The following is an 11,801-nucleotide window of genomic DNA, read 5'->3' as shown; positions in this document are numbered from 1 at the left end:
AGTCTTTTTCTAAAACAGCCGCTGGCTGGGTGCCGTCATCCTGCATCAATCGATGAGAAATACCATTTAACGTTCCCATCCATCTCTGCATTCAAATCAGATAAAAATTTAATGATGATGGTGGCCGTCCGTCTGCTCACTTTTGGCCTGACAAAGGATTGTATTGTCGTGATTATGCGCGGCTGTTTCCATTTGAACCGTTACATGCGTAATGCCTTTGTGCTCAAGCACATGTTCAATTTTGCGTAAAATACGTTCACTTTCTGAAATAGTCAGCTGATCATCAACAACAGCGTGGCAAGAAAGAGCATTCAATCCGCTTGTGATAGACCATATGTGTAAATCATGAATGTTTTGAATGCCCTCTGTCTCTTCAATTGTATGAATGATGTCAGTAACATCAATATTTTCTGGAGTTCCTTCCATTAATACGTGAATGGCATCTTTAGTCACGTTATAACCGCTCCTTAGGACAAGAACAGCCACAATGACACTGGCCAATGGATCTGCCCAGCCCCACCCAAAGAAGATGATAAGTATCGCAGCAAGAATGGCACCTACAGATCCGAGCATATCACTTACTACGTGTAAATAAGCTCCTTTTATGTTCAGGTTATTCTTTGTATCTCCGCCATTCAGCATAATCCATGCAACCAATATATTCACAGCTAACCCGATGATACTAATGATAAGCATGCCCGTTGTTGCTACCTCCGGCGGATGAGAGAAACGTTTGATTGCTTCATAAATGATATAAAGGGAAATAAGAATTAATGCAGCACCGTTTATCACAGCTGCAAGAATCTCAAATCGTTTATAGCCGAATGTCTTATTGTGACTCGCCTTTTTTTCAGCCAATTTAAAAGCAATCAGAGCAATCATTAATGAGATTGAATCACTCAGCATATGACCCGCATCTGACAAAAGCGCCAGACTATTCGTTAAAAATCCGCCTATCGCTTCTATAATCATATAACCTGTAATCATGATAAAAGAGATCAATAAAACCTTTTTGTTGGACCCATCAGTATGATTGTGACCCATAAAAATCTCCTCCTTAACCTAAAATTTCTTGATGCATATGCTTTTATTATTTCTTTTCTGTTATGAAGCATTCTAACATGTCACACACAAACAATTATATATGATCACGTGTTCATATAAGAATATAAATGTTCTTTACTATAATTTTTTAATGAAAGATACCCCCTTTACATCTTCAAAAACAAACTGAATAATTAAATAACTTTTATATCTCTCTTAATCAATGATTGATATAATTTTCTTATCATGAGCTTGGGAGGCTGCATTTTTATGAAACCACGGATTACAGTAATCACGTTAGGCGTAGATCATTTAGAAAAAGCGCTGCACTTCTATCGAGATGGTATGGGTCTGCCTACAGAAGGAATAGTCGGTAAAGAGTTTGAGCATGGTGCAGTTGCCTTTTTTGACTTGCAGCCAGGACTGAAACTTGCCATTTGGGATCGCAAATCCATCGCACATGAGGCAAACGTTGCTTTAACTGCACCAAGCCCTGTCGAATGTACACTAGGGCATAATGTTAATAGTAAAGCTGAAGTCGATAAAGTAATGGAACAGGCAAAACAGGCAGGAGCAACTATAACTGATCCCGCTCATGATACTTTTTGGGGCGGATACTCCGGTCACTTCCAAGACCCAGATGGACACCTATGGGAAATCGTTTGGAATCCGCACTGGGATACATTAGAAAACTGATATGCTATTTTCTGATGGAGCAGTGTTTTTCATTTAAGAAATAAAAGCAAAAATAAAAACACACCTGAATTTTCTGGTGTGTTCCAACTTGATGATATTTAGAATGCTTAACAAAACGAATACACTAGTGATAAGACGGCGGGATGCTTTGCGGAAAACGAAATACATTTTCGGGATCGTATTTCGCCTTTATTTTTTGAAGCTTTGCAAAGTTTGAGCCATAATATGCCTTTCCGAAATTTTCAATATTTTGGTCCGGAACATTCACATATGAACCTGTTACATATGGCTTCATCAGCTGACGCACTCTTTCAACTGACGCAAGATTCGAGGCTTCTTGTGATTTATGTTCCCAACTGGCATTCCATTCCGTATAAAACAATGGCCGGCGCCAAAAGAAGGCTGTTTCGCTGCTAGGAACTCTGCTTATCGCACCGCCCCAATTTATGAAAAAGAAATTAGTTTCTGTCCCAGTGGCTCTTTCTAAAAATTGTCTCATGATTGAAATAGGTTCTTGCGGCCAAAGATTAAGCGCCCAAGCCGAGGAAAATTTAACACTCTGATCGGATCTGCCGGGGATTGGTTCATCAGGGTCTAAGAAATCTATACAATCTGGATAGTATAATGTTTTGATTACGGTTTGTGTCGGAGTTCCGGTATTTAATAACGGTCTTAATGCTTTAATCAGCTCAGGTTTTGAACCGAGGAAAATTCCTTCTGCATGGCACAAGCCATTTACTTTGCTGAAAATCTCAAGGTAGCATCCTAATCGTTCATCTGCAAACGGCGCCCATCTTTGCCAAGCTTTAAATACCGTTTCTAATTGTTCCCATGGCCAGACAATATTAAAGACGGTTGCAGTTTTAGGAGCACGATGAACTTTGAAAGTATATTGGGTGTTATATCCGAAATTACCTCCCCCGCCTCCTCTGGAAGCCCATAGTAAGTCCTCATTGTGAGATTGATTTGCTCGAATAATCCTGCCTTTTGCATCTACCATTTTCAGTGCGAGAAGGTTATCACTGATAAGGCCAATCGATCGTGAGAGCACGCCAAATCCGCCGCCCATCGTAATTCCTCCGATTCCGACGGTCGGACTGTCTCCAAACGGAGCCATAAAACCATCCCGAGCTAATCCTTTTACAAGCGGACCAACGTGAATGCCGGTTTGAACGGTTGCAATCGCGTTTTTTTCATCCAATAAAACTTTATTCATGTCACTCACATCAATAACAATTCCGTCACTTACTACTGAAAGGTTCTTATCCAGAGCATGGCGGCCGCTTCTGACACGCAAAGGCACATTATTCTCACGAGCCCATTTAATAGCATTACTGACATCGTATGAATTTTGTGCAAAAACAAAGACAAGCGGATAGACATCAACATAAGGGTTCCAATTCTTAACCGCCTGTGTATAGCCGGGGTCCCCTTTGAAGATTACACGTCCTGTTAACTGTGCTGATCCCATCTATTTCACTCCCAATAAGCATTTGATTCCGGTACCAGTATATGTAGGATTTGGACAAATTCTTAGACAGATGGTCTACTAACTTAAAAATAGATAAATATATGCGAAAGCTTAACTTGAGCATCGACTTATCCCCCTATAAAAACACACAAAAAAAGACAAGGGCGGCAAGCTGCCACTCTCTTGTCCCTTCTCATTTTTTATAACGTTCTGGGATAACATATTGACTTTTGCAGGCTGTCCGACAGACAGTTCCCCAAACGGTATGGAGCCGGATGTTTTTTATGCCTGCCCGTTTAGTTCTGCTGAGCAAGCTTCGTGTTTGATCCTCCAACAGCCTTGCAGGAATTTTCGCGGTGAAAATTTTCTTTCGAGAAAAAATGATTCAAGTCTTTTACATTATTAAAATTTTATTTTTTCTTTTTGTGCTTACGTTTGCAATCATGCTCTTTCTCTTTCTTATGACGCTTTTTACATTTCGCTTTTGCTGCTAATCTTATTGCTTCCGCCTTTGCTTCCGCCGCTCTTGCTCTTGCTTCTTCTGCCCTCGCTATTGCTTCTTCTGCTCTTGCTCTTGCCTCTGCTTCTCTTGCTGCTTCTGCTCTTAATGCTTCTTCCACCTGATCCATATCATGACCACTGTCGCAGGCTTCGTTGTATGGCTTTTTCTTCGGAATGAACATTTGATCTTCATCTTGGTTATAATACATGACCTTCACTCCTTCTTATATATTAAAATCATTACATATTATGTAAATGAAAAATTACAGCTTGGACTATTATTTTGATTAATCAACACATTTTAGAGAAGTTTTCATTCATCCATACAATAGACACCGGAGAAACATATACTGAATGATAGTTTTAAATTGAAAGGAGAAATCAACTTTGGCAAAATATCGGATTATGACCTTTGATGGGGGCGGTACCTTAGGTGCTTTAAGTTTACAATTATTGAACAGACTGGTTAAACAAAATCCAACATTAATAAGCCGAACCCATGTGTTTTCGGGAAATTCAATCGGTTCATTCACTGCTCTTGCATTAGCCAGCGGAAGATCACTGCAGGAGACATTCCGCTATTTTAAGGAAAATATCCTGCCAGCATTCAGCATTTCCCGGCCGGGCGGACCTGTTTTTAATCAACAATTACCATATTCCGGTTTTATTAAAGCGGTACGAAACTTTTCCCGGAAGATCTTCGTCTCAAAGACTTAAGAAGACGAATTGTTGTCCCTTCATTCAAATTATACTCTCAAAAACTGGATCGTTGGACTCCTGTATTATTTCACAACTTTCCCGGCTCTCCCTATTTAGATGAGAAAGTGAGTGATGTCATACTGCGGAGCAGCGGTGCTCCCGCGACGCAACGCGCCTATCAAAACTACGTCGACGGATATGTAGTAGCAACGAACCCCAGTACAGCCAGTATCGCGTTTGCAGTAGGAAAAGCCAAAGTGCCTTTGGATCAAATTGCAGTATTATCCATTGGAACAGGTGAAGCCCAGACTCGGTTAAGACGAGATACGAGGGGGTGGGGAATGGTAAGTGCAGATAACATACGTCCCGAAAATCTGAAGAATCTTCCTCCAAATTGGGGAGTCCTTTTGGACAGGTCGCCTAATGAACCTTTACTGCCATTTCTGCAGATTGTCGGTGGCGGAAACGGTTACTATGAATCCATGGTCAGTGCTAATCTTCTGGGAGATCGCTTTTTCCGGTTAGACCCGCGGATTCCTAACTTCTCCAAAACGGACCCTTCCGTGGTTCCCGCTGTCATTGAAATTGCGAACAAAACCAACTTACAGCCTGTGAATAAATTTATAGAGAAAAACTGGAACAGCAAATAAGAACGGAAAAAATACCAAGGGCGGAAAAACCCTTGGTATTTTTCGATTCGGCCGAGAGGACTTGAACCTCGCCTCACACGGGTTATTCCCCACTAGGCCCTTAATAGCTTGTTATTTCAAGTATATGAAGTTATTCATTGATCCATTTACACCGTTTTATGTTCATGTTGGGCAAACATAAAGTACTTTGTTTATTCTTTATTTCCAAGTGACCATATCACCACCGGAATTAATAACAACGATAATATTCCTCCGCCAAGTGATAATGTTAGATAACTTGCGCCTGCTACGACCATTCCGGACAATGCTCCGCCGGCAGCTCCGGACAACGCAATCAAAACATCCACTGCACCTTGAGTTTTAGCCCGTGCGGAAGCTTCAGTTGAATCAACAATAAGTGCAGTTCCGCTTATTAAACCAAAATTCCATCCTAACCCGAGCAAAGATAGAGCAATGACCATAAGAATCATAGAATCTCCCGGGGCAAATGCCGATACGAGTCCTGCCAAAAGCAACGTCATTCCAGAAGATACAGCCATTACAGTACGGCCTAATTTATCCGCAAGCACACCTGTCACCAGTGAAGGGAGATACATGGCGCCTATATGAAAGCCAATGACAAGACCTACTGCTCCTAAGCCATGACCGTGATGTCTCATATGAACCGGCGTCATTGTCATAATAGCAGTCATTACAATTTGAGTAAGAATCATAACCGCTGCGCCCGCAATGATCCCTCTTTTTTTCTTTGTGTGTTCGTCCGCGGTCACTTGGCCTCTATCATCAGGTTTTTGGCCGGAAATTTCTATTGTTCTTGCTATGACTAACGGATCCGGACGGAGCATGATGAAAAGAGTGGCACCTGCTAAAATATATGCTGCTGCCGCTAAAATGAATGGACCCGCAAGTGACGGAACACCGATAGAGAGCGCGAATTGCCCCATTACATTCACTAAATTCGGGCCTGCAACTGCACCAAATGTGGTAAAAACCATAGTCATACTGACAGCAGTCGCCCGCTGTTTGTGATTTGCCAAATCCGTACCTGCATAACGGGCTTGCAGATTTGTCGCTGTTCCCGCATCATAAATAATCAAAGAAGCAAACAGCAAAAAAACACTATTTATCATTGCCGCAAGGATGACTCCTATCGCCCCCAGTCCGCCAATCATAAATCCGGCTGAAAGACCTGTTCGACGGCCATAACGCTGAGAAAGCCTCCCCACAAATAATGCGGCCCCTGCTGATCCTAAAGTAAATAAAGCAGAAGGTACACCGGCAAACGCATCTGTACCAAGCATTTCCTGTGCAATAAGCGCACCGACAGTAACTCCTGCCGCCAGCCCTGCACCACCGAAAATTTGTGAAAGACTGACGACAGCTAAAGTACGCTTATATAACGCTTTTTGTTTTTCAGGAGAATCTATGAATTGCCGCAATGATGCAGATTGACCATCTGACACGTTTATACTGTCTTTTTGAAGCATAACCCGACCTGCCTTTCTTATAACCTCCAACAGATTTGGATTATCATAACACGCACAAAAAAAACCATACAATATAAGAATTGTATGGCGGACAATATTACATATGCTCATCCAGCAAGCGTTTAAGAATCATTAAGCCCTGCTCAAGCTCCCCAAGCGTTTTCGGTGCACAGACAGACACTCTGACAGCCCTTTCCGGACAACTATTCCCAACGACAAAGCGTTCAGCCGCATACACTTGCACTCCATGTTGTGCGGCTAAATTTTCAAATTCCGCACCTGTCATGTTTCCGGGTAACATTAACCAGCGAAAGATTCCCGTTTCAGCACCTGCACACGTATAGCCATGTAAATATTGATTTACGATTTTGTTTCTGCGAATGGTCTGTTCACGATGACTTTCAATTAAGACTTCGAATTGATTCGATACGATCGTGCGTGCAGTAAGTTCTGCTAATAGCGGAGAAACAGTTATATTTAAATTGTAAAGCGCCTTTGAAATCGGCTCCTTATATTGGCTCGGGACTGCGACATACGCCAGCCTCAACCCTGGTGCTAATGATTTTGACAGACCGGCAATGTGAATGGTCTGCTCCGGTGCAAATGATGCGATAGCCGGAAGCGGATTTTTCCCCAGAAGATGGTACGATGCATCTTCAATAATGAACTGATTATATTTTTTTGCAATGCCCGCAATCGTGTTTCGATTCTCAACAGACATAAAAGACGCTGTCGGATTATGATAATCCGGGATTAGGTAGATGCCTTTAATATTTTCATTTTTACACGCATATTCAAATGAGGAAGGGCTCATTTCATTGTTCTCTGATTTTATCGGCACAATCTGCACAATCAGCATTGACGCGGCCGTTTTCAAGCCGGGATATGTATGATGATCAACTCCGATGCGATCTCCCGGTTTACAGAGACTTGCCAATGTGGCGGCAATCGCATTTTGCCCGCCGTTTGCAAATAAAATGTGATCAACGGACGTTTCAAATCCGCCTCTTCGAATCAGCTTGACAGCCGCATCTTTCTGCCAAAGACTTTCACCTGTCCGGCCATAGCCGAACCACTTTTCGTAATCTTCCTCTTGCAGCATACTTTTCAGCTGGAGCAGCAGCGGCTCATAAGATACCTGATCCGGAAGTGTCGCTCCCATTTCAATTAAATGCTTCGGCTTTGTATCTTCGAGCAGATACGCATTCGATAATGCATCGTAAGCAACAAAAGTACCGCTCCCGACAGATGCACTCAACAGACCTTTTAACTCGCAAACTTTAAAAGCCTTTGAAATAGTGCTTACATTTAAATCCAAATAATCAGCTAATTCTCTCTGAGGAGGCAGCTTGGTTCCGGGTAATAAAACTCCTTGTAATATATCCTGTTCCAATTTCCCCGCAATCGCTTTATAAATGGGCTTTTCCGTTTTATCAATCGTCGGCTTCCAGCTCATCGGATAGTTTTCAAAAGAATTGATCGGCATGATATGCTTCCTTTTTTCATTCAATTATATGATCGCACCGTTTAGAAAACAATTTTCTTTTTATCCAATATGCCAAACACATACTTTGAAATATCGCAGCAGCCAATTACCCCTGAGGATTTGGCTGACATATAATATCGTGCAGCCGCTTTCCCTTACGCAGGAAGGCGGCTTTTTAGATTGATGTCCTCTTATTATCAATTTATTTTTACAAATTTTGAAAAAACCATTGACTATTCAGTTGAACTGTATTACTTTTATTATAAAGTCGAACTATATAGTCGAACTGAATAGAGGGTGACGATATGAAACATAAATTATTACCGCTGTCTGAAACCATGCATTATATTTTATTAGCTCTGCGTGAGCCGCTTCATGGTTATGCCGCCATGCAGAAGATAGAAAAGATGAGTAACGGAACTGTTATGTTAGCGGCCGGCACATTATACGGTGCGATTGAAAACTTGAATAAGCACGGCTGGATTGAATCTGTTGGAGAGTCAGGCCGGAGAAAAGTCTATATGATAACTGCAGAAGGAAGCGACATTTTGAAAATGGAACAAAATAGGTTATTGCATATTCTATCCCTGTACGAAGGAAGTGAATCGAATGAAGAAATTTAAGATGTTTTTTGATATTGAAAAAGAGGAGCAATGGCTGAACGAGCAATTACAAAAAGGCTATCGCTGTACAAATATTAGCGGATCAGGAATATACACCTTCGAAAAAACCGACAAGACATATGTGATGCGGCTGGATTATCAAGATTATTTATCAAAGAAAAAGTTCAAAGATTACAAAGGGATCTATGAAGACTTCGGCTGGAGTTATATAAACAGCCCATGGCTTAGCGGAACGCGATATTGGCAAAAAGAAGATGATGATCAAAATGAAATCTTCTCGGATCGCCAATCAAAGAGTAATTATTATAAAAGATTAATGGGTTATTCATCTTGTTTTGGTTTACTGTGCTTGTTTTATTCTTATATGATTTACAAGGATTCTGGTTTATATTTAGCTGAAGGTCTGTGGAGTATGGAAGGCGCAATGTTTTGGAAAGCATTTTTATTTGAAACTCCATTTGCCCTTTTGAGATCGCTTCCCGCCCTAATGGCTGTTATCTTTGGCATCAGTTACTATAAAGCTTATCGAAAGTATTCAATGTTAAAAGAAAAATAATGCGAGGAAGTTAAATTCAAAGAAGTAATTTGGGGATAATGTTTCTGCCGAAGTCGGGCGCTTTAACGGAAAAAAAGCGCCCTGAATTTGCTGATAAATCAGACGAATTACTGTTTAGATGAATTCCCCATAAAAAAGAGCAGACACAAAGTCCACTCAACTATTCAAAGAGTTATTCTGTTAATGATACATACTTATTGACAATGGCTTGAGCGAGACAAGCTGATGAATCCACAAAGGGAATATCGCTGCTTTTTTTATCTGTGACAACATTTAAATCTGTACATGCAATGATAGCCGTATCAACCTTTTCTGCTAATTCACGGTGTAATTCATCAAATAATGTAATAGACTCATTGATTTGACCTTGTTTAATCTTTTCTATTATTTGATCGACACAGGTTTGCCAACTATCTTGATGTAAAAAATCATAATTTTCTCTGATTAAGGCTTCTTGAAATATTCCAGATTGAACCGTTGGAGAGGTGGCTAAAAGGGCTATTTTTTTTGAGTCCTTTGGTATTTTTTTTATGGTTTCATCAACCATGTTTAATAAAGGGACTGAAATCGATTTTTTTAATTGATTAAAATAGATATGAGCGGTATTACATGGGATGGCGATAAAATCAACACCCGTTTTTTCAAGCTTTACAGCACCCTCAATAATTGCCTTTTCCATGTCCGTATGATTGAGAGGTTTATTCACGTAAAAAGGAGTCGGACAAGAATAAATCATCATATGAGGAAAATCAATGTCATTTATTGCTCCATATATTTTTTGGCACTCGTCTACTACTTTATCTACAAATGGCCCGGTAGATTTTGGTCCCATTCCTGCCAGTATTCCAATCATAGTTGTCCTCCTCCTTAAAAATGTGTACCAATCTGTCACCAAGAGTTATTCTACCCAAATTCAGCATTATCCTTCTTATCCTCATCTGAATCTGCCCCCATTTCTTTTCTGGCTTTCTTCTACTGCTTTATCACTTCATCAATCGAATTGTCATACTTACTTCCGCCACACGCAGTCAGCAGAAGGATGGCGGATACACCAGGGAAAATAAAAAGGTTCTTCATATGTGTGGTGCCACATTCAGCCAGATTGCTATAACGTGGAATTTTATAATAACTAAAGTTCGCCCAATCTATTTTGTTTATCTACACATAAAATATTCTATGATTAATTACTCCAAACAGGAGGTGACTCTGAAGAGGTTATGATGAATAGATTGTAAACAAGATCTATTTAATTTTCGCAAAGCCTTAGTCATTTCATATTTGTTCTGCTAATTATTGTAGCTTGTTGAACGCCTGCGGAGCAGATCCGCGTCTCATAACTTATGACCTGAAAGGAGGAAAGCCCATGCCTTTATTTGGATTATATGCAAGAAACCGATTTTTTCGTGGCGGTTTTAGAAGGGGATTTTCACCTCTTGCATTCGAAAGAAGAAGACGGTTTGGATTCGTTGGAAGAGGACGCAGATTTTATTAAGTGAATTATTTTACTCATGTTTTCTGAGGGCCTGCGGGCTCTTTTTTGTTTTCTCTTTATTATCTTGGAGTATTCCCTCCCCTTTTATAAAGAAACAAAAAGTGATGGGTTATTCACCCACTTCACTTTACGTCATTTCTATATGTTTGTATGAATTATGGTGAAAAAAATGGTGAGTCAAAACAAAACACGCTCTAACTTTGAGAATTTTAATTTCTTCCTTAATATAAAAAGGCTGACGAAAGTTTTCGTCAGCCTAATCCTTGTGCTTAAATTAACGAGCAATTTTAGTGAAAGAAGAAAGAATAACATGCAGTTATATTGAGAACAGAAAAACAAATAATTTATATACATTCCGCATATTGTCAATCCAGTATGTTATACTGTAAACAAACCTTTGAAGTTTTAAACCTTTTTCTATTACCTTGTACCATCTCCCCCTACTCGAACGTTGAGTAGGGTTTTTTATTAAGTATTATACAGAGAATATAAAAAAACAGGCCCTATATAAAGAGCCTGTTTGTATAAACGATTGAAGATTAAGCTTTTTGAACGTTAGCAGCTTGAGCTCCACGAGCACCTTGCTCAACGTCAAACGTTACTTTTTGACCTTCGTCTAAAGATTTGAATCCGTCACTTTGGATTGCAGAAAAGTGTACGAATACATCGTCTCCATTTTCACGTTCGATAAATCCAAAACCTTTTTCTGCATTAAACCATTTAACTGTACCTTGTTCCATTTTTGTTGCCTCCTAGTGTGATACCACACATTGTATTACTATCCTTGCCCAAAGTATCATCAAGACGAAAAGTCGATATTCATACTATCCTTTACACGAACAAAAATAATTCCCCTTTATCATAGCACGAAACGGAAATAACTGCAAATTAATATTACGTTTCATTGGTGGGGTGTTTTGGTATGGTTTTTTTAGAGGTTCCAATAGCGTTAAATCAAAAGGGATAACAAGCAGTGAGAAATCTCTTTTAGCTACCGTATAATAGACGAATCTGCTCTGTCTACGAATTTTTGTTTCTTGACAGATTTTTAAGCACAAAAAAGAGCAGACTTTTATGTCTGCTCAAATATCCTTAC

Annotated in this window: 10 protein-coding genes and 2 pseudogenes; 4 read left to right on the top strand and 8 right to left on the bottom strand. The window is 40.1% G+C overall.

The features are described 5' to 3' along the window. Positions 1 to 108 precede the first annotated feature (108 nt). The gene (locus tag ACW5MY_RS02625) at positions 109 to 1,044 is read right to left on the bottom strand and encodes a cation diffusion facilitator family transporter (RefSeq protein ID WP_013351120.1); all 936 of its coding nucleotides are present in this window, start codon (positions 1,042 to 1,044) and stop codon (positions 109 to 111) included. A gap of 270 nt (positions 1,045 to 1,314) precedes the next feature. On the opposite strand from ACW5MY_RS02625, the gene ACW5MY_RS02620 reads away from it, so the two are divergent. Further along, complete coding sequence (locus tag ACW5MY_RS02620; protein ID WP_013351119.1) at positions 1,315 to 1,740, top strand: VOC family protein; 426 nt, start codon at positions 1,315 to 1,317, stop codon at positions 1,738 to 1,740. 124 nt (positions 1,741 to 1,864) lie between these two features. Here the strand turns inward: ACW5MY_RS02620 and ACW5MY_RS02615 are convergent, their stop codons facing one another. Both ACW5MY_RS02615 and ACW5MY_RS02610 read right to left on the bottom strand, forming a co-directional pair. Then, positions 1,865 to 3,211: an FAD-binding oxidoreductase gene (locus ACW5MY_RS02615; RefSeq protein WP_013351118.1), complete on the bottom strand. Its 1,347-nt coding sequence runs from the start codon at positions 3,209 to 3,211 to the stop codon at positions 1,865 to 1,867. Positions 3,212 to 3,621: 410 nt separating this feature from the next. Next, positions 3,622 to 3,921, bottom strand: a complete 300-nt coding sequence (locus tag ACW5MY_RS02610; RefSeq protein WP_013351117.1) for a hypothetical protein — start codon at positions 3,919 to 3,921, stop codon at positions 3,622 to 3,624. Between the two features lie 178 nt (positions 3,922 to 4,099). On the opposite strand from ACW5MY_RS02610, the pseudogene ACW5MY_RS02605 reads away from it, so the two are divergent. Beyond that, positions 4,100 to 5,061, top strand: a pseudogene (locus ACW5MY_RS02605) (patatin-like phospholipase family protein). Positions 5,062 to 5,252: 191 nt separating this feature from the next. Here the strand turns inward: ACW5MY_RS02605 and ACW5MY_RS02600 are convergent. Both ACW5MY_RS02600 and ACW5MY_RS02595 read right to left on the bottom strand, forming a co-directional pair. Continuing rightward, complete coding sequence (locus ACW5MY_RS02600; protein WP_462061662.1) at positions 5,253 to 6,548, bottom strand: MFS transporter; 1,296 nt, start codon at positions 6,546 to 6,548, stop codon at positions 5,253 to 5,255. A 97-nt stretch (positions 6,549 to 6,645) separates the two neighbouring features. Beyond that, positions 6,646 to 8,034: an aminotransferase-like domain-containing protein gene (locus tag ACW5MY_RS02595; protein WP_013351113.1), complete on the bottom strand. Its 1,389-nt coding sequence runs from the start codon at positions 8,032 to 8,034 to the stop codon at positions 6,646 to 6,648. Between the two features lie 305 nt (positions 8,035 to 8,339). Here ACW5MY_RS02595 and ACW5MY_RS02590 point away from each other — a divergent pair, with 305 nt between their 5' ends. Then, positions 8,340 to 8,657, top strand: coding sequence for a PadR family transcriptional regulator (locus ACW5MY_RS02590; protein ID WP_013351112.1), 318 nt, complete (start codon positions 8,340 to 8,342; stop codon positions 8,655 to 8,657). Next, on the top strand, positions 8,644 to 9,213 hold the full coding sequence (locus tag ACW5MY_RS02585; protein WP_013351111.1) for a DUF2812 domain-containing protein: 570 nt from the start codon (positions 8,644 to 8,646) through the stop codon (positions 9,211 to 9,213). The genes ACW5MY_RS02590 and ACW5MY_RS02585 overlap by 14 nt, the downstream gene beginning before the upstream one ends. Before the next feature lie 172 nt (positions 9,214 to 9,385). On the opposite strand, the gene ACW5MY_RS02580 is transcribed toward ACW5MY_RS02585, so the two are convergent. The 3 genes and pseudogenes from ACW5MY_RS02580 to cspC form a co-directional block, all read right to left on the bottom strand. Then, positions 9,386 to 10,066 carry an aspartate/glutamate racemase family protein gene (locus ACW5MY_RS02580; protein WP_013351110.1) on the bottom strand — a complete coding sequence of 227 codons (681 nt, stop codon included), beginning with the start codon at positions 10,064 to 10,066 and terminating at the stop codon, positions 9,386 to 9,388. A gap of 122 nt (positions 10,067 to 10,188) precedes the next feature. Beyond that, positions 10,189 to 10,290 (bottom strand): annotated as a pseudogene (locus ACW5MY_RS02575) (lipoprotein); the annotation flags it as partial. A gap of 954 nt (positions 10,291 to 11,244) precedes the next feature. Beyond that, entirely contained in the window at positions 11,245 to 11,445 is a 201-nt protein-coding gene (cspC, locus tag ACW5MY_RS02570) for a cold shock protein CspC (RefSeq protein ID WP_013351108.1), read from the bottom strand. Between the last annotated feature and the right edge of the window lie 356 nt (positions 11,446 to 11,801).

Source organism: Bacillus sp. Bwzl_19 (genome assembly GCF_054900515.1).
Note: the sequence above shows the minus strand (reverse complement) of the source record. Positions and strands in the feature narration are given on the sequence as shown.

What these genes read in the sequence shown, in the direction of transcription:
- ACW5MY_RS02625 (WP_013351120.1), bottom strand. Translation starts at nt 1,044, where the DNA reads ATGGGTCACAATCATACTGATGGGTCCAACAAAAAGGTTTTATTGATC.
- ACW5MY_RS02620 (WP_013351119.1), top strand. Translation starts at nt 1,315, where the DNA reads ATGAAACCACGGATTACAGTAATCACGTTAGGCGTAGATCATTTAGAA.
- ACW5MY_RS02615 (WP_013351118.1), bottom strand. Translation starts at nt 3,211, where the DNA reads ATGGGATCAGCACAGTTAACAGGACGTGTAATCTTCAAAGGGGACCCC.
- ACW5MY_RS02610 (WP_013351117.1), bottom strand. Translation starts at nt 3,921, where the DNA reads ATGTATTATAACCAAGATGAAGATCAAATGTTCATTCCGAAGAAAAAG.
- ACW5MY_RS02600 (WP_462061662.1), bottom strand. Translation starts at nt 6,548, where the DNA reads ATGCTTCAAAAAGACAGTATAAACGTGTCAGATGGTCAATCTGCATCA.
- ACW5MY_RS02595 (WP_013351113.1), bottom strand. Translation starts at nt 8,034, where the DNA reads ATGCCGATCAATTCTTTTGAAAACTATCCGATGAGCTGGAAGCCGACG.
- ACW5MY_RS02590 (WP_013351112.1), top strand. Translation starts at nt 8,340, where the DNA reads ATGAAACATAAATTATTACCGCTGTCTGAAACCATGCATTATATTTTA.
- ACW5MY_RS02585 (WP_013351111.1), top strand. Translation starts at nt 8,644, where the DNA reads ATGAAGAAATTTAAGATGTTTTTTGATATTGAAAAAGAGGAGCAATGG.
- ACW5MY_RS02580 (WP_013351110.1), bottom strand. Translation starts at nt 10,066, where the DNA reads ATGATTGGAATACTGGCAGGAATGGGACCAAAATCTACCGGGCCATTT.
- cspC (WP_013351108.1), bottom strand. Translation starts at nt 11,445, where the DNA reads ATGGAACAAGGTACAGTTAAATGGTTTAATGCAGAAAAAGGTTTTGGA.